This window comes from Burkholderia sp. MSHR3999 (assembly GCF_000833595.1).
Taxonomy (GTDB): Bacteria; Pseudomonadota; Gammaproteobacteria; order Burkholderiales; family Burkholderiaceae; genus Burkholderia; species Burkholderia ubonensis.
In genome coordinates, this window is record NZ_JRFO01000001.1 from 2,117,998 (window position 1) to 2,143,591 (window position 25,594).

Here is a 25,594-nt window from a genome sequence, read left to right on the forward strand (position 1 = left end):
TTAGTTCAATTGCGCGTGAAGCAGCGAGATGATCCGCTGGGCGTCCGACGAGTTGTCGATCTGGCCGTTCGCGTCGACCACCGCGACCTGCGTGCCGCCATTGCCCTGCGCACGCACGTTGACGACGAATTCCTTGCCCGGCTTCGCCGCCGACGGGCCGCCGTAGAACAGCTTGCCGAACAGGCCGTCGCGCTTCAGCTCTTCCATCGAATTCGCGTAGCGCACGAAGTACATGCCCTTCTCGCGGTCGCGGTTGTCGACCGTGAAGTTGGTGCGATCGAGCGCAAGGCCGACGCGCAGCCACGCGCGATCGAACGATTCGGCAAGCTGCAGCGTCGCCGTGCCGGCGCTCGCGGCGCTGACCTGCGCGGGCGCCGTCGCTGGCCGCGCGTCGGTCAGCAGTTGCTTCGCCTGCGTTTCGGACAGGCCGAACTTCTGCATCAGCTTCGCCAGGAACACCGCCTCCAGCACCGGATTGCGCGGACGCTCCTCCCAGCGCGACGACGTGCCGCCCTGCGGGCCAACCATCATTTCCTCCATCGCGCTGTGCGTGATCGAGATGTCGGTGTTGCCGTCCGCCGTACGGTTCACGAGCGTGCGGAAGCGGTCGCGCGTGCCGGACGAATACACGAAATCGACGACCCTGCCGATCGTGCGGCGGAACCAGTCGTCAGGAATGTTCGCGCGGTTCTCCGCCCAGTCGGTGGCCATGATCCCCGTCGACGGCGCGTCGGTCTTCAGCGAAAAGCCGTTGTCCTGCCAGAAATCCTTCAGGAGCGGCCAGAGCTGCTCCGGCGTGCGGCCGTCGACGACCAGCCAGCGGCGGTCGCCGTCGCGCTCGACGTGCATGCCGAGCGGATCCTGCGCGGTCGGCACGCCGTCCGTCGCGGTGCCGGCTGCCGTCGTCGCGCGCGGCGGCAGCGTGCCGAGGCCGGCATTGGCCGGCGGCGCGACGAACTGCTGGCTCGTCGGCACCGGCTTCAGGTCGCTCGGCACCGCGAGCGGCGGCGCCGAACCGGTGTTCTTGTAGTTGACCTTGTCGGGAGCCAGATAGTCGTTCAGCGTATCGCAGCCGGCGAGCGCGCCCAGCGCAAGCGCCACCACCGAAACCTGGATGGCGCGAGAGGAAAAGGCGAAACGTTTCATGAAATCCTTCGTCTTGCTAGAACGCTCGTCAGGAGCGGCGCCGGACGGAGCCGGCCGGTGCGGGTTGATCAGGGAATGAACCGGCGGACGGTGCCCCGTCCGCCGCGACATCAGGCCAGGACGCCGGCTTCGACGAGCGCCGAGCGCACCGCGTCGTGGCAACGTTCGTCGAGCGGCGTGAGCGGCAGGCGGATGCCGCCCTGCATCTTGCCCATCGCCTGCAGCGCCCACTTCACCGGAATCGGGTTCGCCTCGATGAACAGGTTCTTGTGCAGCGACAGCAGCTGCATGTGCAGCTCGCGCGCCGTCTTCACGTCGCCGGCCAGCGCCGCGCGGCACAGCGCGCTCATCGCGCGCGGCGCGACGTTCGCCGTCACCGAGATGTTGCCGTGACCGCCCAGCAGCATCAGCGCGATCGCGGTCGGATCGTCACCGCTGTAGATCGCGAAACGCGCCGGCGCGGCCTTGATCAGCTGCGCGGCACGGTCGATGTTGCCGGTCGCTTCCTTCACGCCCACGATGCCCGGCACCTGCGCGAGACGCAGCATCGTCTCGTTCGACATGTCCGCGACCGTGCGGCCCGGCACGTTGTACAGGATCACCGGCAGGTCGATCGCCTCGGCGATCGCCTTGAAGTGCCGATACATTCCTTCCTGCGTCGGCTTGTTGTAGTACGGCACGACCTGCAGCGTCGCGTCCGCGCCGACCGCCTTCGCATGCTTCGTCAGCTCGATCGCCTCGGCGGTCGAATTGCCGCCCGCGCCGGCGATGATCGGAATGCGCTTCGCCGCGTGCTCGACCGCGGTGCGAATCATCAGGATGTGTTCTTCGACGTTGAGCGTCGCCGACTCGCCACTCGTCCCGACCACGACCAGCGCGTCGGTGCCTTCTTCGATGTGCCAGTCGATCAGCTTGCGAAACGCCGGCAGATCGAGACTGCCGTCTTCGAGCATCGGGGTGACGATCGCGGGGATGCTGCCGCGGATTTGAATGCCGTCTTGGGTGCCGTTAGCCATGAAACGCGATTGAGTATGAATCGGTAAACGTTGAGATTGTAGCGGATTAGCCGGGCAGTTCGTAACGCGGAATACCCGCCTCCGACCCCGTGGCCGCGCCCTCGCGCACCGCGCAGATGCGCTGGACGAACGCCGCGCGCGGCGCAGCGACGAAGCCGTCTTCGTACCCCACCACGCGCAGGCGGCCGCGCACTGCCTCGAGCAGTTCGCCCGGCGCGAGCAGGAACGCGGGGTTCGACGGTTTGCCGACCGTTTCGTTTCCTCGCGCGAAGGTTTCGTAGACGAGCACGCCGCCCGGCGCGAGCGCATCGAGCAGATGGGGCCAGAGCGGGCGGTGCAAGTAATTCGTGACGACCACGGCCGCGAACCGCTCACCGGCCGGCAGCGGCCACGGTGCGCCTTCCAGGTCGGCATCGCGGGCGTCCACGCCGGGAATCGCGCGCAATGCGGCGAGCGCGGCCGGATCGCGTTCGAGCGCGACCACCGGATGCCCGCGCGCCGCAAACCAGCGCGCATGCCGCCCGTCGCCCGCGGCAACGTCCAGCACCGCGCCGCCGGCCGCGATCAGCGGCGTCCAGCCGGCGACCCAGCGCGACGGCTCGGTCGACACGCCGTGCCCGCCGCCGACGGACACGGCCGGCTCATGCCTGTCGCTCACGTGTACGACAGGCCCATTGCGTCGCGCACGTCGCGCATCGTCTCCGTCGCGTACTTGCGCGCCTTGTCGCAGCCGTCGGCGACGATCGCGCGCAGCAGCGACGGGTCGTCCATATACTTCTGCGCGCGCTCGAGCATCGGCTGCTGTTCGCGCAGGATGCCTTCGACCACCGGCTGCTTGCAGTCGAGGCAGCCGATGCCCGCCGAGCGGCAGCCCTTCTGCACCCACTCGTGGGTCGCCTCGTCCGTATAGACCTGGTGCAGCTGCCATACCGGGCACTTGTCCGGATCGCCCGGATCGGTGCGGCGCACGCGCGCAGGATCGGTCGGCATCGTGCGGACCTTCTTCGTGATCGTCTCCGCGTCCTCGCGCAGGCCGATCGTGTTGCCGTACGACTTCGACATCTTCTGACCGTCGAGGCCCGGCATGCGGGACGCCTCGGTCAGCAGCGCCTGCGGCTCGACGAGGATGATCTTGCGCGCGCCTTCGAGATAGCCGAACAGGCGCTCGCGGTCGCTCATCGACAGGCTCTGCGATTCCTGCAGCATCGCGCGCGCCTGCTCGAGCGCCTCGTCGTCGCCCTCCTGCTGGTACGCGTTGCGCAGCTCGTGATACAGCTTCGCGCGCTTGCCGCCCAGCTTCTTCGCGGCCTCGAGCGCCTTCTCCTCGAAGCCCGGCTCGCGGCCGTACAGGTAGTTGAAGCGGCGCGCGATCTCGCGCGTCATCTCGACGTGCGGCACCTGGTCCTCGCCGACCGGCACGAGCGAGCCGCGGTACAGCAGGATATCCGCCGCCATCAGCACCGGATAGCCGAGGAAGCCGTAGGTCGACAGGTCCTTGTCCCTCAGCTTCTCGATCTGCTCCTTGTAGGTCGGCACGCGTTCGAGCCAGCCGAGCGGCGTGCTCATGCCGAGCAGCAGCGCAAGCTCCGCATGCTCGGGCACCTTGCTCTGGATGAACAGCGTCGCCTGCGCCGGGTCGATGCCGGATGCGAGCCAGTCGATCAGCACGTCCCACACGTTCTTCTCGATCACCTCGGGCGTCTCGTAGTGCGTCGTCAGCGCATGCCAGTCGACGACGCAGAAGAAGCACGGGTACTCGGACTGCAGCTTCACCCAGTTTTTCAGCACGCCGTGGTAGTGGCCGAGGTGCAGCGACCCGGTGGGCCGCATGCCGGAGAAAATACGATCTGGGAACATGATTGTCGTTAGAAAAGCGAGGCGAAAGGAGTCAGGATGGCCGCCACGACGCGATAACCCACGTTGACGAGCGGACGCAGCCAGAAATTCGTCAGCACGCCCGTCGCGACCAGCAACAGGACGATGATGAAACCGTACGGCTCGATGCGCGACAGCGCGATCGACTGCTTCGGCGGCAGCAGCGCCGCCAGGATGCGGCCGCCGTCGAGCGGCGGCAGCGGGAACAGGTTCAACACGCCGAGCACGAGGTTCACGCTGACGCCGGCAAGCGCCATGCGCGCGAAGAACGGCTCGTCGACATGCGCGGCGGCGAGCACGATGGTCAGCACGCCCCACAGCAGCGCCTGCGCAAAATTGCACGCGGGGCCGGCCAGCGACACCCACAGGCTGCCCCAGCGCGGATCGCGCAGGTTGCGGAACGCCACCGGCACCGGCTTCGCATAGCCGAACAGGAACGCGCCGCCGGTCAGGAAATACATCACGAGCGGAATCGCGATCGTGCCGATCGGGTCGATGTGGCGCATCGGATTGAACGACACGCGCCCCATCATGTAGGCGGTGTTGTCGCCCAGAAGGCGTGCGGCATAGCCGTGCGCGGCCTCGTGCAGCGTGATCGCGAAGATCACGGGCAGCGCGTAGACGGCGATGGTCTGTATCAGGTTAGCGTCCATATCGCGTTATTGTAACAAGCGCAATCGCACGGACACGGAAGGAACGGCGCGGGTTCACGCCGCCGTCAGCCCGAACGGCTCGAGCGGCCCGCGGCCCGCGCGCACGAGTTGCGGCTCGTCGGCCGTCAGGTCGAGCACCGTCGACGGCTCGCGCGGGCACGCGCCGCCGTCGATCACGAGATCGACCTGCCTCTCGAGCCGCGCGCGGATGTCCTCCGGATCGTTGAGCGGCTCCTCCTCGGGCGGCAGGATCAGTGTCGTGCCGAGCAGCGGCTGGCCGAGCGATTCGAGCAGCGCAAGCGTGATCGCATGCTCCGGCACCCGCAGCCCGATCGTCTTGCGCGACGGATGCGACAGCCGCCGCGGCACCTCCTTCGTCGCCTGCAGAATGAACACGTACGGGCCGGGCGTCACCGACTTGATCAGCCGGTATTGCCGGTTGTCCACCATTGCGAAGTTCGCGAGTTCGGACAGGTCGCGCACCAGCAGCGACAGATGCTGCTTCTCGTCGAGGCCGCGGATGCGGCGCACGCGCTCGACTGCATCCTTGTCGTCGAGGTGGCACGCGAGCGCATAGCTGGAGTCGGTCGGCATCGCGATCACGCCACCCTTGTTGACGATCTCCACTGCCTGCTTGATCAGGCGCGGCTGCGGATTATCCGGATGAATCCTGAAGAACTGGGACATGGGGATGGATAAAGAGGGAATGAACGGGGGCGCGCCGCAGCGGCGACGCGCGCGGCCGGCCCGCCGTGGGGCGTCAGAGCCAGCGTTCCCAGACCGGCTTCAGGTCGGACGGCAGCGGCGGCAGGCTGCCCAGCTCGACGCGGCCTTCTCCGGGCGCGTGGAAATCCGAGCCGCACGATACTTCGAAGCCGAAGCGGCGTGCGACGTCCGCATATTCGCGATACTGGTCCGGCGTATGGCTGCCGGTCACGACCTCGATTGCGCGGCCGCCGAGGTCGATGAATTCGCCGAAGAACGCGTCGAACTCGACCGGTGTGTAGCGATAGCGGCCCGGATGCGCGACGACCGCCTCGCCGCCCGCGCCGCGGATCCACTGCACGGCATCGGACAGCTTCGCCCAGCGATGCGGCACGAAGCCGGGCTTGCCGTCGCCGAGCAAGCGGTCGAAGACGTCCGACGTCGATTCCGCATGCCCGTTCTCGACCAGGAAGCGCGCGAAATGTGTGCGCGAGATCAGGTCGGGATTCGACACGTATTTCAGTGCGCCGTCGTAGGCGCCCGGAATGCCGAGCGTCTCGAGCTGCGCGCCGATCGCCTGCGCGCGGGCCGCACGGCCGTGGCGCGTGCGGTACAGGCCGTCGACGAGCGCCGGGTTTGCCGGATCGATGTTCAGGCCGACGATGTGCACCGTGCGCGACGCCCAGGTCACGGAAATCTCGACGCCGCTCAGGTAGCGCATGCCGAGCGCCTCCGCTTCGCTGCGCGCCGCCGCCTGGCCGCCCACCTCGTCGTGATCGGTGAGCGCCCAGAGGGTCACGCCGCCGGCATGGGCGCGGCGCGCGACGTCGACAGGCGACAGCAATCCGTCGGAGACATTCGAATGGCAGTGGAGATCAGCGTTCATCGTAGGCATCGGAGGTGAAGCTTCATTCTACTGCAATGCGGCATTCCGCCGCCGCGCCTCCCCCTTCCCGTCCCGCTGCGCGCCGGCCGCAAACGCTACGCGCAGAACGCCTCGATCAGCGCCGCGATCTGCTCCGGCTGGTCGTGGTGAACCATGTGGCCGGCGTCGTCGACGAGCTTTTCGCGCCAGTCCGGGAACGCCCTGAAGCGCGCCTTGAACTCCGGCAGCGGGATGCCGCCGGCCAGATAGGCGAGCGTCGGCGAATCGACCGCCTCGACGTGCAGCACTTTCGCGCGCACCTGTGCCCAGGTCGCCATCACCTCGTCGAGCCGGTACAGCAGCGGCCCGACCAACTTGTGCGCGGGATCGGCCAGCAGATGGAAGCGTCCGTCGTCGCCCCGCTTCGACCAGTGCGCGGCCAGAAACGCCGCGCGGTGCGGCTCGAGGCGGGGATTGGTCTTGATCAGGCGGGCGGCCACCTCGTCGAGCGACGCGTAGGGCTTCAGCGCCGACGGCTCGCGCAGGCCGTCGAGCCAGTTGCGCAGCCGGCCCGGCGCCTGCTCGGGCCGCGCCGGGGCCAGGCCGAAACCCTCGAGGTCGACGACGCGCCGCACACGCTCCGGCCGCGCGCCGGCATACAGACACACGACGTTCGCGCCCATGCTGTGCCCGACCAGGTTGACCTGGCCGGCCGGCGCATAGTGGTCCAGCAGCGCATCGAGATCGCCGAGATATTCATGGAACCAGTAGTGACCGCCGCCCTGCCGCGCCACCGGCCAGTCGGACAGCCCGAAACCGCGCGCGTCCGGCGCGATCACCTGCCAGTCGCCCGCCAGCGCATCGACGACGAACTGGAACGACGCCGCGACGTCCATCCAGCCATGCAGCATGAACAGCGTCGGCGCATCCGGCCGGCCCCAGCGCCGGACATGCAGCCGGACGCCGCGAACCGTGACGAAATCGGAAACAGAACTCGTGGCAGTCATTGCAGCGGTCAAAAAAGAATGGTCGTTCGATTATAACGATGCCGCCGCGCGGGCGCGTGCCGCGATCGTCACGCGTGTCGAGGCACTCCTCTAGGCGCCGCCGCCCTGCCTGACGGGTCATGCTGTCGATCAGGCCCCTTCCCGCGTCGCGGCGGCGTCCTGCGCCGCGAGCGCGTCCAGCTCGGCGGGCTCGAAGCCGGCGCTGCGACGCGCATCGAAATTGAACGGGCCGCGCAGGCGCGGCGCCTGGTACTGTTCGGCCAGTTGCCGGTAGGTCGGCAGCGGGTCACGGCCGGCCTCGTCACACAAATGGCGGAACCAGTGGTTGCCGATCGCGACGTGGCCGATTTCGTCGTGCAGGATCACGTCGAGGATCGCGGCCGACGCGTGGTCGCCCGCCTGCGCGAGCCGCGCACGGATCGGCGGCGACGCGTCGAGGCCACGCGCCTCGAGCGTGCGCGGCACGAGCGCCATGCGGGCAAGCACGTCGCCCGCCGTGCGCTCGCACATTTCCCACAGCCCGTTGTGCGCGGGGAAATCGCCGTACGCATGACCGAATTCGGCGAGCCGGCCGGCCAGCAACGAAAAGTGATACGCCTCTTCAGCGGCGACCTTCAGCCAGTCCGCATAGAACGCGTCCGGCTGGCCGCCAAAGCGCCACACCGCATCGAGCGCCAGATTGATGGCGTTGAATTCGATATGCGCGAGCGCGTGCAGCAGCACCGCCCGGCCCTCCGGCGAGCGCATGCTGCGCCGCTCCAGCTGGCGCGGCTCGACCAGCGCGGGACGCGCCGGACGCCCCGGCAGCCCGGCCGGCTCCGGCAGGACGAGCGACGGATCGATCGTCGCCTGCCCGGCCAGCAGCGCGTCGTACAGCGTGCGCACCCGGGCAGCCTTCGCGGCCGGCTCGGGCGTGCGCAGGGCGTCGAGCGCGGCGCGGCGCACGCAGGTCGACGCGTCGGAATCGACGGATGAGGAAGGCACCATGTTCATGACCAGGGGCACCGTTGAATGCGCGTCGGGAGCCGCCGCGCGCAACCGTTTACAATACGCGCTTGTACTGCTGCGGCAGGCGCGGCGCGAAACGCGTCATTCTACCGACGCCTGCCGAACGATACCGCTTTGCATGAGACCGGACTCGGCGCTCAAGCGCCGGGGCCGATCGACAAAGGAGACAATGTGACGATCTACAAGCTGGGCGACACGGCCCCGACCATCCACGAAAGCGTGTTCGTCGCCGATACGGCGGCCATCATCGGCAAGGTCGTGCTCGAGGAGAACGCGAGCGTGTGGTTCGGCGCGACGCTGCGCGGCGACAACGAGCCGATCACGGTCGGCGCGGGCAGCAACGTGCAGGAAGGTGCGGTGCTGCACACCGACCCCGGCTATCCGCTGACGATCGCCGCGAACGTGACGATCGGGCACCAGGCGATGCTGCACGGCTGCACGGTCGGCGAGGGCTCGCTGATCGGAATTCAGGCGGTGGTCTTGAATGGTGCGGTGATCGGCCGCAACTGTCTGGTCGGCGCCGGCGCGGTCGTGACGGAGGGCAAGACGTTTCCGGACAACTCGCTGATTCTCGGCGCCCCCGCGAAAGCGGTGCGCGAGCTGTCGGCCGAAGACGTCGCGCGGCTGCGCGCGAATGCGAAGACGTACGTCGAGCGGCGTGCGCACTTCAAGGAGCAACTCGTGCGGATCGGCTGATCCGCACGGAATTCAAGGAAGAAGAGTGAGCGACCAGTTACAGAAATTCATGTTCAACGCGGCGCCCGTGCGCGGCGAAATCGTTTCGCTGCGCAACACGTGGCAGGAGGTGCTGACCCGCCGCGACTACCCGGCCCCCGTGCGCACGGTGCTCGGCGAGATGATGGCCGCGTGCGCGCTGCTGTCGGCGAACCTGAAATTTCACGGCACCCTCGTCATGCAGATCCTCGGCGACGGGCCGGTGAAAATGCTGGTCGTGCAGTGCAGCTCGGATCTGTCGATGCGCGCGACCGCGAAGTTCTCCGGCGACGTCGCCCAGACGATCGGGGACGACACCCGCTTCGCGGAGCTCGTCAACGCGAGCGGCCATGGGCGCTGCGTGATCACGCTCGACCCGGCCGACAAGCAGCCGGGCCAGCAGCCGTACCAGGGCATCGTGCCGCTCAACGGCGAACACGGGCCGCTGGAGTCGGTCGCGCAGGTGCTCGAGCATTACATGCATCACTCGGAGCAGCTCGATACGCGGCTGTGGCTCGCCGCCGATAGCGACCGCGCGGTCGGCATGCTGCTGCAGAAGCTGCCGGGCGACGGCGGCATCGTGCCGCGCGCCGCGGAAACCGATGCCGATACATGGGAGCGCGTGTGCACGCTGGGCGGCACGCTGTCCGCCAAGGAACTGCTCGAGGTCGAGCCGGACGTCGTGTTCCGCCGGCTGTTCTGGCAGGAGAACGTCCAGCATTTCGACCCGGCCGGCACGCGCTTCGCGTGCACGTGCTCGCGCGAAAAGGTCGGCGCGATGCTGAAGATGCTCGGCCAGGAGGAAGTCGACAGCGTGATCGTCGAACGCGGCCACGTCGAAATCCATTGCGAGTTCTGCAACCAGCGCTACGAATTCGATCCCGTCGACGTCGCGCAGCTGTTTGCCGCGCCCGAACTCGCGAGCGGCGTGACGCCTGCCGCCGAGCAACGTCACTGAGCCGCACGAGCACGCACCCGCTGGCGCGCGGGCGCATAATGAACGGCGCACGAGCGTCGAGCGCGCGCCCCCCGCCGCCGGTCGCCGGCGCGCTGCTGGAGAAGGACATGAATCGCCTGTTTCGCCCCCTGTTGCTGACGAGCGCCGCAGCCGCCCTGCTCGTCCTCGCCGGTTGCGCGGTGCAGCCGGCCTCCACGATCCTGAGCCGCCTGCCCGAACAACGCGCGTCCGGCCAGCCGGTGACGTTGACGCCTGCCGAGCGCAAGCGCTACGACGAGATCGACCGGCAGGTGCTGCGCGAACAGGACGACGCGATCGCGACCGAAGCCGCGATTCGCGCGTGGTCGTACTACACGCCGCCGCCCGTCACGTACTATGGCGGCTACTACGGCGGCGGTTGGGGGCACGGCTGGGGCACGGGTTTCAGCTACGGCTATCCGGGCTGGTGGTGGTAAGCCCTTCAACGGCTCGATTGCCGACCGGCAGGAAATAAAAAAGCGCGGCATTGAATTGGCTGCGCTTTTTCAACAGGCTCGCATCACCGCAATCAGTGGTGAGGCTGCTTCCCCTTCTCGCCGCCGTGATGCCGCGACGGCTTGGCCGTCGACTGCGGATTCGGCACGACGCGCACCGGCGCCGCGGACACTTCGCCGCGCGTCGACGTGCTCGACAGCGTGTTGGCAACGGGCGCCGCCTGCGCGGCCTGCGCGTTCGGCGATACGAACTGCACGAACACCTCGCCGTCCTTCACCATGCCCATCTCGTAGCGCGCGCGTTCCTCGATGGCCGCCGTGCCGCCCTGCAGATCCTGCACTTCGCCCGCGGTCCGCTCGTTGCGCAGCTTCTCGTCGGCGTTCTTCTGCAACTGGCTGTCGAGCTGCTGACGCAGCTCGTGCACACGCAGCCAGCCGCCATGCCCCCACCATAGGGGGTACTGAATAAGCGCCAGCAAGGCAATCAGGACGACAGTGACGAGCCGCATGTAGGAGACGCAGATATAAGAAGCGCCGCTCCACGCATCACGCAGAGCGGCGTCGAAGCAAACCAGCCCGATAGTAGCGCGTTAGCGCAGGTTATAGAACGCTGACTTGCCCGGGTAGCTCGCGATATCGCCGAGATCTTCCTCGATGCGCAGCAACTGGTTGTACTTCGAGATGCGATCGCTGCGCGACAGCGAACCCGTCTTGATCTGGCCGGCGTTCAGGCCGACCGCGATGTCCGCGATCGTCGAATCTTCCGTTTCGCCCGAGCGGTGCGAGATCACGGCCGTGTAGCCTGCGCGCTTCGCCATCTCGATCGCCGCGAACGTTTCGGTCAGCGTGCCGATCTGGTTGATCTTGATGAGGATCGAGTTCGCGATGCCCTTCTCGATGCCTTCCTTCAGGATGCGCGTGTTGGTGACGAACAGGTCGTCGCCGACCAGCTGCACCTTCTTGCCGAGACGGTCGGTCAGCAGCTTCCAGCCGTCCCAGTCGCTTTCGTGCATGCCATCCTCGATCGACACGATCGGGAATTTGTCGGCGAGCGTCGCGAGGTAATCGGTGAACTCGGCCGACGACAGTTGCAGGCCTTCGCCCGCGAGCTGGTACTTGCCGTCGTGGTAGAACTCGGATGCCGCGCAGTCGAGCGCGAGCAGCACGTCTTCGCCCGCACGGTAGCCGGCCTTCTCGATTGCCTGCAGGATCGTCGACAGGCACTCGTCGTTGCTGCCGAAGTTCGGCGCGAAGCCGCCTTCGTCGCCCACCGCCGTGCTCATGCCGCGGTCGCTCAGGATCTTCTTCAGCGCGTGGAACACTTCCGCGCCGCAACGCAGGGCTTCACGGAACGTCGGCTGGCTGACCGGGACGATCATGAATTCCTGGATGTCGAGGCTGTTGTTCGCGTGCGCGCCGCCGTTGACGATGTTCATCATCGGCACCGGCAGCTGCATCGCGCCCGAGCCGCCGAAGTAGCGGTACAGCGGCAGGCCGGCCTCTTCGGCGGCAGCCTTCGCGACGGCCATCGACACGGCCAGCATCGCGTTCGCGCCGAGGCGCGACTTGTTGTCGGTGCCGTCGAGCTCGAGCAGCGTCTTGTCGAGGAACGCCTGTTCCGACGCGTCGAGGCCCATGATGGCTTCAGAGATCTCGGTGTTGATGTGCTCGACCGCCTTCAGCACGCCCTTGCCGTTGTAGCGGCCGGCTTCGCCGTCGCGCAGTTCGATCGCTTCACGCGAGCCGGTGGACGCGCCCGACGGCACCGCCGCGCGGCCCATCGTGCCCGATTCGAGCAGCACGTCGCATTCGACGGTGGGGTTGCCGCGCGAATCCAGAATCTCGCGGCCGATGATATCTACGATTGCACTCATGGGTTTCCTCTGAGAATGACGATGGATTCTTCACCCTGCGACGGCGCGTGCGCGAAAGCCGCTTTCGCTACAGACGCGCGAAACCGCCGCAGGTTCATACGTTCTTAGTTGAAATCGTTTTCCAGGAACGGGGTGCGCTTCACAGCCTGGTCCAGCGTGACGAGCGTCTCCAGCAGCGCGCCCATCCGGTTGAGCGGCACCGCGTTCGGGCCGTCCGACTTTGCTTCGGCCGGCTTCGGGTGCGTTTCCATGAACAGGCCCGCGACGCCCGTGGCGACCGCCGCGCGCGCGAGCACCGGCACGAATTCGCGTTGGCCGCCCGAGCTCGTGCCCTGCCCGCCCGGCAGCTGCACCGAGTGGGTCGCGTCGAACACGACGGGTGCGCCCGTCTCGCGCATGATCGCGAGCGAACGCATGTCCGACACGAGGTTGTTGTAGCCGAACGAGACGCCGCGCTCGCACGCCATGAAGCGGTCTTCCGATAGCCCCGCTTCGCGGGCCGCTTCACGCGCCTTGTCGATCACGTTCTTCATGTCGTGCGGCGCGAGGAACTGGCCCTTCTTGATGTTGACAGGCTTGCCCGAGCGCGCGCACGCATGGATGAAGTCGGTCTGGCGGCACAGGAACGCGGGCGTCTGCAGCACGTCGACGACCGACGCGACCTGCTCGATCTCCTCGATCGAATGCACGTCGGTCAGCACCGGCAGGCCGAGCTGGCGCTTCACCTCGGACAGGATGCGCAGCCCCTCGTCCATTCCGAGGCCGCGGAACGACTTGCCCGAGCTGCGGTTCGCCTTGTCATAGGACGACTTGTAGATGAACGGGATGTTCAGCTTCTCGCAGATTTCCTTCAGGCGGCCGGCGGTATCGATCGTCATCTGTTCGGATTCGACGACACAGGTGCCCGCAATCAGGAAGAAAGGCTTGTCGAGACCGACCTCGAAATCGCACAGCTTCATGCTTTCACTCCGGCGCGCGCCTGCTGACCGGCCAGCGCGGCTTCGACGAACGACTTGAACAGAGGATGGCCGTCACGCGGCGTGGACGTGAATTCCGGGTGGAACTGCACGCCGACGAACCACGGGTGCATCGAGCGCGGCAGCTCCATCATTTCCGGCAGGTCCTCGCTCGGGGTACGCGCGCTGATGATAAGGCCGCCGCTTTCGAGCTGGGGCACGAAGCGGTTATTGACTTCATAACGGTGGCGGTGACGTTCGTTCACGTCCTTGCCGTAAATCTCTTCCGCGAGCGTGCCGGGCTTGATCGGGCAGCGCTGCGAGCCGAGACGCATCGTGCCGCCGAGATCGGACTCCTCGGTGCGCTTCTCGACCTTGCCTTCGCGGTCGTACCACTCGGTGATCAGCGCGACGACGCGTTCCGGCGTCTCCTGGTCGAATTCGGTGCTGTTCGCCTGCTTCAGGCCGACGACGTCGCGCGCGAACTCGATCACCGCGAGCTGCATGCCGAGGCAGATGCCGAGGTACGGCACCTTCGCCTCGCGCGCATAGCGGATCGCCGCGATCTTGCCTTCCGTGCCGCGACGGCCGAAGCCGCCGGGCACCAGCACCGCATCCAGGTGCTTCAGGCTGTCGACGCCGTTCGCCTCGATCTCTTCCGAGTCGATGTACTCGATGTTGACCTTCGTCGACGTGTGGATCGACGCATGACGCAGCGCTTCGATCAGCGACTTGTACGACTCGGTCAGGTCGACGTACTTGCCGACCATGCCGATCGTCACTTCGTGCTTCGGGTGCTCCAGCTTCTCGACGAGCTCGGACCACATCGCGAGGTCGGCGTCGTGCGGCGACAGCTTCAGCTCGTCGCAGATGATCTTGTCGAGGCCCTGATCGTGCAGCATCTGCGGAATCTTGTAGATGCTGTCGGCGTCCCACACCGAGATCACGGCGTCTTCCGGCACGTTCGAGAACATCGAGATCTTCTTCGATTCGTCGTCCGGAATGCGGCGATCCGCGCGGCACAGCAGTACGTGCGGCAGGATGCCGATCTCGCGCAGCTTCTGCACGCTGTGCTGGGTCGGCTTCGTCTTCAGCTCGCCGGCCGTCGCGACGTACGGCACGAGCGTCAGGTGCACGAAGCACGCGCTGTTGCGGCCGAGGCGCAGGCTCATCTGGCGCGCTGCCTCGAGGAACGGCAGCGACTCGATGTCGCCGACCGTGCCGCCGATCTCGACGATCGCGACGTCCGGCTCGCCGCAGGTGGCCGACGCGGCCCCGCGCTCGATGAACGCCTGGATCTCGTTCGTGATGTGCGGAATCACCTGCACGGTCTTGCCGAGATAGTCGCCGCGGCGTTCCTTGCGGATCACCGATTCGTAGATCTGGCCGGTCGTGAAGTTGTTGGCCTTGCGCATCTTCGTGCTGATGAAGCGCTCATAGTGGCCGAGGTCGAGATCCGTCTCCGCGCCGTCTTCCGTCACGAACACTTCGCCGTGCTGGAACGGGCTCATCGTGCCGGGGTCGACGTTGATGTAGGGATCGAGTTTGAGGAGGGTGACTTTCAGACCGCGCGATTCGAGGATCGCGGCGAGAGAGGCGGCGGCAATACCCTTGCCAAGGGAAGAAACTACGCCGCCGGTGACGAAAACATATTTGGTCATCGCTGGATGCTCGCGGGAAAAACGGATTATACCGTAAAGCCCGCGCTTCTCTCAGCAATTGACGCGATGATTGCGCCCTTTCGCGCTGTGCCGCGCCGGCCGAGCCTGACGCGTCGGATGTGGGCGGCCGGGCCGCGTTTCAGGCGTCGTGCGCGGACCCGGCGCCCCCTTCTTCCGCGCGCAGCGTATTCAGCATCCGCTGCAATGCGCGCGCCGTCTCCAGCGGCCGCTCCATCGGGAACAGGTGACTGCCCTCGAGCCATTCGATGCGCCCGCGAGCCGCGCGGCGCGTGGCGTCGAGCCCGACCTGGCGCACCTCGCGCGAGTGCGTGCCGGCGAGAAAACCGAGCGGCACCGGCGTGCCGTGCGCGAGCCGCGGGCCGAGCGTATGCGGCAAGGTCCGGTAGATCAGGTATTCGACCTGCCGGTCGAACGCGAGCGCGCGCTCGCCGTCGACGGCCGCCGGCGGAATGCCGTAGTCGATGTAGTCGGCCAGCATCCGCTCGTCCCAGCGCGCGAACGCCGGCTTCTCGCGGAAATGCCGCCAGGCTTCGTCGCGGCTCGCCCAGCGCGTGCGCCGGTTGCGCGTCGCCGCGGCCGGCGACAGCCGCTCGTCGAGCCCCGCCCACTGGCTGGCGCGCAATGCGCCGCTGCGCCAGCCGGCGATGATCGGCGAATCCAGCATCACCACGCCGCGCACCCACTGCGGCTTCTTCAACGCGGCCATCAGCGACAGATAACCGCCGAGCGAATGGCCGACGAGCCACACCGGCCGCTCGTAGCGTCCGCCGATGTCGTCGAGCAGCTGCTCGACGAGGTGCGGCCAGTCGCGCGTGACCGGGTAGCGCCGGTCGTGCCCGATCCGCTCGATGTAGCGCAGCTCGTAGTCGTCGGCCAGTTCGGCGAAGATCGTCCGGTACGTCGACGCCGGAAAGCCGTTCGCGTGCGAAAAATGAATGATGTCCTTCAAACGCCGGTGTCTCCTTTGTGGACCCGAGCTGGCGCTTCAGCGCCGACTCAGCTCCCATGCAAAGCCGTCATCCCGCCAGGCGCGTCACCGGTCCATCCAGTAGCGGCGCTGCGCATCGCGGTGAAGCTCGAGCGCGAACCTTCCATCCGCCGGCGCGACGTCGAACCGCACGGCGCCGTCGCGATCGGTGCGCGGCAACGGGATCCCGCGCGCCGCGAAGCGCGCGAGGACGGTCCGGTGCGGATGCCCGAATCGGTTGCGATAGCCTACAGGAAATACCGCGACGCGCGGCCCGACCGAATCGAGGAAAGGCTCGACCGACGACGTGCGGCTGCCGTGATGCGCGACGACCAGGATCTGCGCGGCGAGCGCGTCGCGATCCGTGTCGACGAGCCGGCGTTCGACGCGCGCGTCGATGTCTCCCGTCAGCAGCGCGGACGTGCCGCCCGCGTCGACGCGCAGCACGCACGACTGCGCGTTCGTCGCGCCGCCGCTGGGGCCGCCCTGCGGCCAGAGCATCGTGAACGTCACGCCGTCCCAGCGCCAGCGCTGCCCCGCCGCGCAAGGCACGCGGCTCGCGACGCCGGCCGCCTGCGCGTCGCGCCACAGCCGGTTGCCGGCCGGCATCCCTCCCAGCAGCTGACGCACCTCGACCGCCGCATAGACGGCGGGGGCGCCGCCGGTGTGATCCGCATCCGCGTGGCTCAACACGAGCGTGTCGAGATCCCGGATGCCGCGGGCGCGCAGGAACGGCGCGACGATCCGTTCGCCCGCATGGGTCGACTCCGCGCCCGGCCCGGCGTCGAACAGCAGCGTCCGGTGCGCGGTCTCGACCAGCACCGCTGCGCCCTGCCCGACGTCGATCACGGTCAGCCTGAACCCGCCTTCCGGCGGCCGGTCCGGCACCGGCGCGACGAGCGGCAGCCAGGTGAGCGGCGCTGCCCAGCGCAGCGGCCAGCCGCGCGGCAGCAGCACCCAAACAACGCCCACGCAGGCGAGCGTCAGCACCGGCCAGTCTGGCATCGGCAGCCAGAACACGCTGCGCGGCCAGTCCGCGAGCCGTTCGAGCGCCACCATCATCGGATCGAGCGACATGCGCGCGAGCCGGAAAGCGGCGGCGTCGAGCGGCGCGGGCAGCGCGATGCCCGCAAGCACGATCGGCGTGACGACGCTGCTGACCCACGGAATCGCGAATGCGTTCGCGAGCGGCCCCGATACGGAGATCTGCGCGAACCATGCGGCCGTCAGCGGCGCGAGCCCGATCGTGACCGCGTATTGCACCCGCGATGCTTCGGCCACGCGGCGGACGACCCGCCGGCGCCATGCGCGCAGCCGCTCGCCGAACCCGGCGCCGTCCGGCTCGGCGCCGGGCTCCTGTACGGCGCGCCAGCCCGACACGGCCAGCAGGATGACGGCGACCGCGCCGAACGACAGCCAGAAACCGGCCGACAGCACCGCCCACGGATCGGCCAGCAGCACGGCGCCCAGCGCCGCGCACAGCACCGACGACGCCGGCACGCTGCGCCCCGCCAGATATGCGACGCCGCCCGCCGCGATCATCCACCACGACCGCTGCGCCGGCACGTTGAAACCGGCCAGCGCCGCATAGCCGAGCGCCCCCGTCAGCGCCGCGAGCGCGGCGACCCAGGGGGCCGGCACGACGAGCACGGCGGCGCGGCCCCGCCAGCGAAGCCGGCGCCAGACGGCCGACGCGAGCCAGCCGGCGATCCCGCCGACCAGCCCGACGTGCAGGCCCGAGATCGCCACCAGATGGCTGGTGCCGGTGTTGCGCAGCACGCGCCAGTCGTCGTCGCCGATGCCGGACTGATCGCCGATCGCGAGTGCGGCGACGATGCCGCGATGATCCGCGTGCTGCCCGAGCGTCGCGACGATGCGCGTCCGCAACCGGTCGCGCAGGCGATCGACCGACGCCTGGATGCCGCGCGCCCGCGCATCGAGCAGCGCCGCGCGCTGCGGCGCGCTAACGTAGCCGAGCGCGCGAATCCCCGCACCGAGCCACGCCGCCTCGCTGTCGCGCACGCCGGGATTCGCTTCGCCGTGCGGCCGCTTCAGCCGCACCGTCAGGCGCCAGCGCTGCGCGGCGCGCAGGTCCGGAGCCGCCGCCGGTTCCGCGCGCGCCCCGTAGGTGCGCCATGACAGCCGGATCAGCGGCGGGAAACGGGTCAGGCCGGCATCGTTCGATTCGACGGCGAACAGGAACCGTGCGCCTGCGTCGTCGACGACAGGCAGCCCCTTGATCACACCCGTGACCGTGATGTCGCGCCCTTCCCATTCGGCGGGCAACGCGTCGCGCAGCCGCCACTCCGCCCGCCCGGCCGCGTACCCGAACCCCACGACGCAGGCCGCCGCGGCCCACAACGTCCAGCCGAGCGCGGCAGTCGCCCGCGTCCGCGGCCGGCGTCGCGCGCACCCGATGCCGGCCGCCGCGAGCGCCGCCAGCACGGCCGCGCCGCCCAGCCAATGCGCCACGCCCGGCAGCGCCGCCTGCCGCTGCAGCACGGCGACGCCGAACGCGAACGCCACCCACCACACGCGCATGCCGCCTCCTCGCCGACCCGGCGACGCCGTCGAGAATCGGGCGCCTTCGGGAAACGATTATGCGGACGAAAGCGCGAGCCGGGGCAACGCGGCACGCGCGTTAGCCGAAGTGCATAGGGCAAGCTCGGCCGCGTCGATGCCGCGCAGTTCGGCAAGCACGTCGCCGATGCGCGGCACCTGGGCCGGCGTGTTGCGGGATTGGTACGCCCACTCGGGCGCGATGTCGGGCGCATCCGTTTCGACGACGAGCGCATCGACCGGCAACTGCGTCGCGAGCCGCCGGATCTGCAGCGCGCGCGTGAACGTGACGTTGCCGCCGAAGCCGAGATGCAGGCCCTGCGCGAGATACGCGTCGGCCTGCTGGAAACTGCCGTTGAACGCGTGCGCGATGCCGCGCCGCACGCCGAAACGGCGCAGCCCCGCGAGCACGCGGTCCTGCGACTTGCGCACGTGGCAGAGCACCGGCAGGTCGAACTCGCGCGCGAGCTTCAATTGGCCCTGATAGAAGAACTGCTGCCGGTCTTCGTCGAGCCCGGGCACGAAGTAGTCGAGACCGATCTCGCCGATCGCGACGAAGCGCGGATCGTCGAGACTCGCTTCGATTTCCATGCGCAGCCGGTCGAGATCGCCGTCGTGCGCATGCGGCGTATACATCGGATGGATGCCGAGCGCATAGACCGCGCCCGGCGTGCGATGCGCGAGCTCGCGCACCGTCGCGAAGTTGTCGCGCCCGACGCTCGGGATCACGATGCGCGCCACGCCCGCGTCGCGCGCCGCCTGCGCGACCGCGTCGCGGTCGGCATCGAATTCGGCGGCATCGAGATGGCAGTGCGTATCGATCCACATGTCAGCGTTCGCCAGACCGCTCCCGGCACCCGCGCCGCCCGTCGGGCAGCGGCGCGCGCGAGGAGCGCGGGTTCATGTCAGACCGGCAGGGCCGGCTCTTCGTGCAGCACGCCGTCGCGCAGCCGCATGATGCGGTCGCAGCGCGCGGCGAGATCGGGATCGTGCGTGACGATCACGAAGCTCGTGTTCAACGTCTCCGACAGTTCGAGCATCAGGTTGAACACCGTATCGGCGGTCCCGCCGTCGAGGTTGCCGGTCGGCTCGTCGGCGAGCACGCACGCGGGCTTCGTCACCAGCGCGCGCGCGATCGCGACGCGCTGCCGCTCGCCGCCTGACAGCTCGCCCGGACGATGCTTCGCGCGCGCGCCGAGGCCGACGCGCTCGAGCATCGCCTGCGCGTCGCGGCGCGCGTCCTCGGCCGTCATCCGGCGGATGCGCAGCGGCATCGCGACGTTGTCGAGCGCGCTGAATTCCGGCAGCAGGTGGTGAAACTGGTAGACGAACCCGAGCGCGCGGTTGCGCAGGTCGTTGCGCTCGCGCTCGCCGAGCTGCGTGAACGGCTTGCCGAGCAGCGACACCTCGCCCGCGCTCGGCTCGTCGAGGCCGCCGAGCACGTGCAGCAGCGTGCTCTTGCCGGAGCCCGACGCGCCGACGACCGCGAGCTTCTCGCCGCGCCGCACCGACAGCTCGGTATTGTTGAGCACCTGCACGTTGAAACCGCCCTGCACGAACGCCTTCGTGATGCCGCGCGCCTGAAGCACGTAGTCCTGCATACCTGCCGAATCCTGGTTGTTGTAATGGGGTCGGGAAGCCGCGACGGCGGCGGCGCGGTCATTCATAGCGCAGCGCCTCCGCCGGCTTGACCTTCGCGCCGCGCCAGCTCGGGTAGAGCGTTGCGACGGCCGACAGCGCGAACGCGATCACGCCGATCCGGATCACGTCGCTCGCGACGAGCTCGGACGGCAGCTCGCTGATGAAGTACACCGACGACGGCAGGAACTGCACGCCGAGCGCATGCTCGATCATCGGGATCAGCCACGGGATGCTCCACGCGATCAGGCAGCCGAGCGCGATGCCGAGCGCGGTGCCGGAGAAGCCGATCGTCACGCCCTGCACGACGAAGATCTTCATGATCGAGCCCGGCTGCGCGCCGAGCGTGCGCAGGATCGCGATGTCGGCCTGCTTGTTGGTCACCGTCATCACGAGCGACGACACGAGGTTGAACGCCGCCACCGCGATGATCAGCGTCAGGATGATGAACATCATCCGCTTCTCGATCTTCACCGCCGAGAACCAGGTCTTGTTCTGCTGGGTCCAGTCGCGGATGTACAGGCTGCCGGACAGCGAATGCGACAGCTCGACCGCCACGTCCGGCGCCTTCTGCATGTCCTTCACCCGCAGCCGCACGCCGGTCGGCGCGCTCAGGCGGAACAGCGCCTCGGCGTCGCGGATGTCGATCATCGCGAGCGTGCTGTCGTATTCGTAGTGCCCCGACTCGAACACGCCGACGACCGTGAACTGCTTCAGCCGCGGCAGCATCCCGGCCGGCGTGATCGTGCCTTCGGGCGCGACCAGCGTGACCTTGTCGCCGACCGTCACGCCGAGATTGCCGGCCAGCGCATCGCCGAGCACGATGCCGAACTGGCCGGGCACGAGCGCGGTGAGCTGGCCCGCCTTCATGTCCTTGCCGATTTCCGACACCTGCGGCTCGAGCGACGGCTCGATGCCGCGCAGCATCACGCCGCTCACCGCGTCCTGGCGCGTGAGCAGCGCCTGCGCGTCGACGTACGGCGCCGCGCCGGTCACCGACGGGTTGCGGCGCGCCTCCTGCGCGGTCAGCTGCCAGTCGGGCATCTGGCCCGTCGGCGAGAACACCTCGACGTGCGCGAGCACCGACAGCATCCGGTCGCGCACCTCCTTCTGGAAGCCGTTCATCACCGACAGCACGACGATCAGCGCCGCGACGCCGAGCGCGATGCCGAGCATCGACACGAGCGCGATGAAGGAAATGAAGCCGTTGCCGGTCGTGCGTTTGCCGGCGCGCGTGTAGCGCCAGCCGATCTGCCATTCGTACGGAAGTTTCAAGCGAATCCTTTCTGCTGGTTGCGGCATCGGGGCGGCCCGAGCGTCGGGTCGCCGCCCGCCCGGGCGGGGGCAAAACCGGCCGCCGGACGCGAGCCGGCCGTCGGCCCGCCCGAACACGCGCGCAGTTTGCCATACAATGCGCACCATCATGCACGACCGACGCCTCCATTTTCTCGTTCCGTTCGCGCTGCCGTCGGCGGCCGATGCGGCCTCGTCCCTGCACACGCTGGACAGTCCCGCGCTCGAAAAGTTGCTGTCGCGCGCGAGCCTCGTCGAACGCGTGGCCGGCGAGGACTTCCAGCGCACGCTGCCGCACGAGCGCTGGCTCGCCCGCCAGTTCGGCGCGGCCCAGGGCAACGCCGCCGACGAGGCGCCGCTCGCGCCCTACATGCTGCTCGCCGACGGCGGCGACCCGGGCGACCAGGCCTGGGCCTGCGTGGAACCCGTGCACGTCGAGATCGCGCACGACCATCTCGTGCTCGTCGATCCGGCCGCGCTCGAGCTGGAAGACGGCGAGGCGGCCGCGCTGCTCGCGGTCGCACGCCCGCTGATCGAGGAGCTCGGGGTCCGGCTCGAAGCGCCCAGCCCGCACCGCTGGTACCTGTCGAGCGAACAGTTCCGCCACCTGGCCGGCGCCGCGCCGCTGCGCGCGAGCGGCCGCAACATCGAAATCTGGCTGCCGCACGAGGCGCACACCGGCGAACGCTCGCGGATCTGGATGAAGCTGCAGAACGAAGTGCAGATGGCCTGGTTCCAGCATCCGGTCAACGAAGCGCGCGAGGCGCGCGGCCTGCTCGCCGTGAATTCGATCTGGTTCCACGCGCAGGGCGCGCTGAAGCCCGTCGGCCGGCCGTTCGCGCGGGTGCTGTCCACCGCGCCCGCGGCGCTCGGCCTCGCGCGCGCGGCCCGGGCCGACGCCGGCGCGCCGCCCGCCGCGTTCGACCAGCTCGCCGCCGCCGACGGCGCGACGCTCGTCGAGCTGTCGGCGCTCACGACCCCATTCATCGAACAGGACTGGGCGAGCTGGCACGACGCGCTCGGCACGATGGAGCGCGACTGGTTCGCGCCCGTCCTCGCCGCGCTGCAGCGCGGCGAACTGGCGCGCGTCGACGTCACGCTGTGCGGCGACACCGGCTCGGCGACCCTGCGCGCGACGCGCGGCGACCTGCGCAAGTTCTGGCGCCGCCGCCGCGCGCTCGCGTCCCTGTTCGAATAAAACCACCTCATGACCCGTATCGTTACCCGCCCCGTCGCGCCCGCCGACGCCGAAGCGCTCGCGCGCCACGGCCTGCACCCGGTGCTCGCGCGCCTGTACGCCTCGCGCGGCGTGCAATCCCCGTCCGACATCGAGACCGCGCTCGCACGCCTCGTGCCGCCCACCGAGCTGAAAGGCTGCGCCGACGCGGCCGCGCTGCTCGCCGACGCGATCGCCGACAAGCGGCGCCTGCTCGTCGTCGCCGACTACGACTGCGACGGCGCGACCGCCTGCGCGGTCGCAGTGCGCGGGCTGCGGATGTTCGGCGCGCAGATCGACTATCTGGTGCCGAACCGCTTCGAGTACGGCTACGGCCTCACGCCCGAGATCGTCGAGCTGGCGGCCGCGCGCAAGCCGGACCTGCTGATCACCGTCGACAACGGCATCGCGAGCGTCGCGGGCGTCGAAGCCGCGAACGCGCGCGGGATCGACGTGCTGGTCACCGACCACCACCTGCCCGGCGACGCGCTGCCCGCCGCGCGCGCGATCGTCAACCCGAACCAGCCGGGCTGCGCGTTCCCGAGCAAGCACATCGCCGGCGTCGGCGTGATGTTCTACGTGCTGCTCGCGCTGCGCGCCGAGCTGCGCCGCCGCGGCGCGTTCGCCAGCAAGGAGGCCGAGCCGCGCCTCGACGGCCTGCTCGACCTCGTCGCGCTCGGCACCGTCGCCGACGTCGTGCGGCTCGACGGCAACAACCGCGTGCTGGTCGCGCAGGGGCTGCAGCGCATCCGCAACGGCCGGATGCAGCCGGGCGTCGCCGCGCTGTTCCGCGCGGCCGCCCGCGATGCGCGCACCGCATCGGGCTTCGATCTCGGCTTCGGCCTCGGGCCGCGGCTGAACGCGGCCGGCCGGCTGTCCGACATGTCGCTCGGCATCGAGTGCCTGATCACCGACGACGTCGGCCGCGCGTGGGAGCTCGCGCAGCAGCTCGACACGATGAACCGCGAGCGCCGTGAAATCGAGGCCGGGATGCAGCAGCAGGCGCTCGCCGATCTCGCCGACGTCGATCCGGCCGACGCGTGCACGATCACCCTCTTCAATCCCGAATGGCACCAGGGCGTGATCGGCATCGTCGCCGGACGCCTGAAGGAAAAATTCCACCGGCCGTCGTTCACGTTCGCGCACGCGGACGAGCACGGCGCGCGCGTCAAGGGTTCCGGGCGATCGATCCCCGGCTTCCACCTGCGCGACGCGCTCGACCTGGTGTCGAAGCGCGAGCCGGACCTGATCGTCGCGTTCGGCGGCCACGCGATGGCGGCCGGCGTCACGCTCGACACCGCGAACGTGCCGCGCTTCGCGGCCGCGTTCGAGGCGGTCGCGCGCGAATGGCTGTCGGACGACGCGCTCGCCCGCGTGATCGAGACCGACGGCGAGCTCGAGGACGCCTACTTCACGCCACAGTTCGTCGGGCTGCTCGACGAGGCCGTCTGGGGCCAGGGCTTTCCGGCCCCGCTGTTTTCGGGCGAATTCGACGTCGTGTCGCAATCCCTCGTGAAGGACAAGCACCTGAAGCTGCAGCTCGCGCGCGGCCGCCAGCGCTTCAACGCGATCTGGTTCAACCGCACGGAGCCGCTGCCGGCGAGCGCGCTCATCGCATACCGCCTCGTCGCCGACACGTGGAACGGCGTCACGCGCGTGCAGCTGATCGTCGAGCACGCGGGCGGCTGAGTGGGTACCTGAGCGCGCCCCGTACCGCGCGCCGCCTCGTCCGGCGGGGCGCGGACGAGCGTGCGCCCCCCTGCCGGCGTCACCGGGAGGCCCTGCCGATCGGCTATAATTCCGCTTTTTTACGAAGCACGAAAAGCGAAACGATCATGGAAGCGGAACGTCTCAACGCGATCGAAAGCTCCCTGCTCGACCTGCGCAACCGCGCGGGCGAGCTTCGGGGGTATCTTTGACTACGACGCCAAAGCTGCGCGTCTGACCGAAGTCAACAAGGCACTCGAAGACCCGAACGTCTGGAACGACTCGAAGAACGCCCAGGCGCTCGGCCGCGAAAAGAAGCTGCTCGAAGGCGTCGTCATGACGCTGACGGCGCTCGATAGCGACCTGCGCGATGCGCTCGACCTGTTCGAGATGGCCCGCGAGGAAAACGACGAAGACACCCTCGTCGCATCGGAAGAAGACGCCGCGAAGCTCGAGGCGCGCGTCGGCGACATCGAGTTCCGCCGGATGTTCTCGAACCCGGCCGACCCGAACAATTGCTTCATCGACATCCAGGCCGGCGCCGGCGGCACCGAGGCATGCGACTGGGCGTCGATGCTGCTGCGCCAGTACCTGCGCTACTGCGAGCGCAAGGGCTTCAAGGCCGAGGTGCTGGAAGAATCCGACGGCGACGTCGCCGGCATCAAGAACGCGACGGTCAAGGTCTCGGGCGAATACGCATACGGCTTCCTGCGCACCGAAACGGGCATCCACCGCCTCGTGCGCAAGTCGCCGTTCGACTCGTCGGGCGGCCGCCACACGTCGTTCTCGTCGGTGTTCGTGTATCCGGAAATCGACGACTCGATCGAAGTCGAGGTCAACCCGGCCGACCTGCGCATCGACACGTACCGCGCATCGGGCGCGGGCGGCCAGCACATCAACAAGACCGACTCGGCAGTGCGGATCACGCACATGCCGACCGGCATCGTCGTGCAGTGCCAGAACGACCGCTCGCAGCACCGCAACCGCGCCGAAGCGATGGCGATGCTGAAGTCGCGCCTGTACGAAGCCGAGATGCGCAAGCGCCAGGCCGAGCAGGACAAGCTCGAGTCGAGCAAGACCGACGTGGGCTGGGGCCACCAGATCCGCTCGTACGTGCTCGACCAGAGCCGCGTGAAGGACCTGCGCACGAACGTCGAAATGAGCAACACGAAAGCTGTGCTCGACGGCGATCTCGACGACTTCATCAGCGCGAGCCTCAAACAGGGCGTGTAAGCGCCGCGGCGCGACCCGGCCGGGTCGCGCCACCCTTGCCCTCCCCGTT

General features: G+C 68.7%; 24 protein-coding genes. 6 read left to right on the forward strand and 18 right to left on the reverse strand.

Features of this window, described 5'->3' with window-relative positions; translation table 11 throughout:
• From bamC to KY49_RS09860, 9 genes are all read right to left on the reverse strand, one after another.
• Positions 1–1,146: an outer membrane protein assembly factor BamC gene (gene bamC, locus KY49_RS09820; protein WP_042584353.1), complete on the reverse strand. Its 1,146-nt coding sequence runs from the start codon at positions 1,144–1,146 to the stop codon at positions 1–3.
• A 110-nt stretch (positions 1,147–1,256) separates the two neighbouring features.
• Entirely contained in the window at positions 1,257–2,162 is a 906-nt protein-coding gene (gene dapA / locus KY49_RS09825; protein ID WP_042584354.1) for a 4-hydroxy-tetrahydrodipicolinate synthase, read from the reverse strand.
• A 46-nt stretch (positions 2,163–2,208) separates the two neighbouring features.
• Positions 2,209–2,820: a class I SAM-dependent methyltransferase gene (locus KY49_RS09830; protein WP_042584355.1), complete on the reverse strand. Its 612-nt coding sequence runs from the start codon at positions 2,818–2,820 to the stop codon at positions 2,209–2,211.
• Positions 2,817–4,019 (reverse strand): tryptophan--tRNA ligase, encoded by a 1,203-nt coding sequence (locus KY49_RS09835; RefSeq protein ID WP_010091982.1) that lies wholly within the window; start codon positions 4,017–4,019, stop codon positions 2,817–2,819. Before KY49_RS09835 ends, KY49_RS09830 begins: the two co-directional genes overlap by 4 nt.
• 8 nt (positions 4,020–4,027) lie before the next feature.
• On the reverse strand, positions 4,028–4,690 hold the full coding sequence (locus tag KY49_RS09840) for a site-2 protease family protein (RefSeq protein ID WP_042584356.1): 663 nt from the start codon (positions 4,688–4,690) through the stop codon (positions 4,028–4,030).
• Positions 4,691–4,744: 54 nt separating this feature from the next.
• Positions 4,745–5,377, reverse strand: a complete 633-nt coding sequence (locus KY49_RS09845) for an L-threonylcarbamoyladenylate synthase (RefSeq protein ID WP_042584357.1) — start codon at positions 5,375–5,377, stop codon at positions 4,745–4,747.
• A 73-nt stretch (positions 5,378–5,450) separates the two neighbouring features.
• Positions 5,451–6,281: a 3',5'-nucleoside bisphosphate phosphatase gene (locus KY49_RS09850; protein ID WP_042584358.1), complete on the reverse strand. Its 831-nt coding sequence runs from the start codon at positions 6,279–6,281 to the stop codon at positions 5,451–5,453.
• A 95-nt stretch (positions 6,282–6,376) separates the two neighbouring features.
• Positions 6,377–7,267 carry an alpha/beta fold hydrolase gene (locus KY49_RS09855; RefSeq protein WP_042584359.1) on the reverse strand — a complete coding sequence of 297 codons (891 nt, stop codon included), beginning with the start codon at positions 7,265–7,267 and terminating at the stop codon, positions 6,377–6,379.
• Between the two features lie 129 nt (positions 7,268–7,396).
• Positions 7,397–8,260, reverse strand: a complete 864-nt coding sequence (locus KY49_RS09860) for a ferritin-like domain-containing protein (RefSeq protein WP_231636364.1) — start codon at positions 8,258–8,260, stop codon at positions 7,397–7,399.
• A 186-nt stretch (positions 8,261–8,446) separates the two neighbouring features.
• Between KY49_RS09860 and KY49_RS09865 the strand changes: the two genes are divergently transcribed.
• From KY49_RS09865 to KY49_RS09875, 3 genes are all read left to right on the forward strand, one after another.
• The gene (locus tag KY49_RS09865) at positions 8,447–8,971 is read left to right on the forward strand and encodes a gamma carbonic anhydrase family protein (protein ID WP_042584360.1); all 525 of its coding nucleotides are present in this window, start codon (positions 8,447–8,449) and stop codon (positions 8,969–8,971) included.
• 25 nt (positions 8,972–8,996) lie between these two features.
• The gene (hslO, locus tag KY49_RS09870; RefSeq protein WP_042584361.1) at positions 8,997–9,947 is read left to right on the forward strand and encodes an Hsp33 family molecular chaperone HslO; all 951 of its coding nucleotides are present in this window, start codon (positions 8,997–8,999) and stop codon (positions 9,945–9,947) included.
• A gap of 107 nt (positions 9,948–10,054) precedes the next feature.
• Positions 10,055–10,402, forward strand: a complete 348-nt coding sequence (locus KY49_RS09875) for a hypothetical protein (RefSeq protein WP_042584653.1) — start codon at positions 10,055–10,057, stop codon at positions 10,400–10,402.
• Between the two features lie 92 nt (positions 10,403–10,494).
• Here the strand turns inward: KY49_RS09875 and ftsB are convergent, their stop codons facing one another.
• From ftsB to KY49_RS09920, 9 genes are all read right to left on the reverse strand, one after another.
• Positions 10,495–10,929, reverse strand: a complete 435-nt coding sequence (gene ftsB, locus KY49_RS09880; RefSeq protein WP_042584362.1) for a cell division protein FtsB — start codon at positions 10,927–10,929, stop codon at positions 10,495–10,497.
• A gap of 81 nt (positions 10,930–11,010) precedes the next feature.
• Positions 11,011–12,294, reverse strand: a complete 1,284-nt coding sequence (gene eno / locus KY49_RS09885) for a phosphopyruvate hydratase (RefSeq protein ID WP_006478406.1) — start codon at positions 12,292–12,294, stop codon at positions 11,011–11,013.
• A 104-nt stretch (positions 12,295–12,398) separates the two neighbouring features.
• Positions 12,399–13,253: a 3-deoxy-8-phosphooctulonate synthase gene (gene kdsA / locus KY49_RS09890; protein ID WP_010091972.1), complete on the reverse strand. Its 855-nt coding sequence runs from the start codon at positions 13,251–13,253 to the stop codon at positions 12,399–12,401.
• Positions 13,250–14,911 carry a CTP synthase gene (locus tag KY49_RS09895; RefSeq protein WP_010091971.1) on the reverse strand — a complete coding sequence of 554 codons (1,662 nt, stop codon included), beginning with the start codon at positions 14,909–14,911 and terminating at the stop codon, positions 13,250–13,252. Before KY49_RS09895 ends, kdsA begins: the two co-directional genes overlap by 4 nt.
• Positions 14,912–15,050: 139 nt before the next feature.
• Complete coding sequence (locus KY49_RS09900; RefSeq protein WP_042584363.1) at positions 15,051–15,881, reverse strand: alpha/beta fold hydrolase; 831 nt, start codon at positions 15,879–15,881, stop codon at positions 15,051–15,053.
• 84 nt (positions 15,882–15,965) lie between these two features.
• Entirely contained in the window at positions 15,966–18,440 is a 2,475-nt protein-coding gene (locus KY49_RS09905) for a DNA internalization-related competence protein ComEC/Rec2 (RefSeq protein ID WP_042584364.1), read from the reverse strand.
• Positions 18,441–18,497: 57 nt separating this feature from the next.
• Entirely contained in the window at positions 18,498–19,286 is a 789-nt protein-coding gene (locus tag KY49_RS09910) for a TatD family hydrolase (RefSeq protein ID WP_042584365.1), read from the reverse strand.
• Between the two features lie 77 nt (positions 19,287–19,363).
• A complete protein-coding gene (lolD, locus tag KY49_RS09915) occupies positions 19,364–20,125 on the reverse strand; it encodes a lipoprotein-releasing ABC transporter ATP-binding protein LolD (RefSeq protein WP_080402766.1) in 762 nt (253 codons plus the stop codon).
• Positions 20,118–21,371, reverse strand: a complete 1,254-nt coding sequence (locus KY49_RS09920; RefSeq protein ID WP_042584367.1) for a lipoprotein-releasing ABC transporter permease subunit — start codon at positions 21,369–21,371, stop codon at positions 20,118–20,120. Before KY49_RS09920 ends, lolD begins: the two co-directional genes overlap by 8 nt.
• A 148-nt stretch (positions 21,372–21,519) precedes the next feature.
• On the opposite strand from KY49_RS09920, the gene KY49_RS09925 reads away from it, so the two are divergent.
• From KY49_RS09925 to prfB, 3 genes are all read left to right on the forward strand, one after another.
• Entirely contained in the window at positions 21,520–22,587 is a 1,068-nt protein-coding gene (locus KY49_RS09925; RefSeq protein WP_156162462.1) for a regulator, read from the forward strand.
• Positions 22,588–22,596: 9 nt separating this feature from the next.
• Positions 22,597–24,294, forward strand: a complete 1,698-nt coding sequence (gene recJ, locus KY49_RS09930) for a single-stranded-DNA-specific exonuclease RecJ (RefSeq protein WP_042584369.1) — start codon at positions 22,597–22,599, stop codon at positions 24,292–24,294.
• A gap of 146 nt (positions 24,295–24,440) precedes the next feature.
• Positions 24,441–25,545, forward strand: a protein-coding gene (prfB, locus tag KY49_RS37035) for a peptide chain release factor 2 (RefSeq protein WP_096059334.1) whose coding sequence is annotated in 2 segments (ribosomal slippage) — positions 24,441–24,521 and positions 24,523–25,545 — 1,104 coding nt in all. Because the reading frame shifts where the segments join, the coding sequence is not laid out codon by codon here.
• Positions 25,546–25,594: the final 49 nt, after the last annotated feature.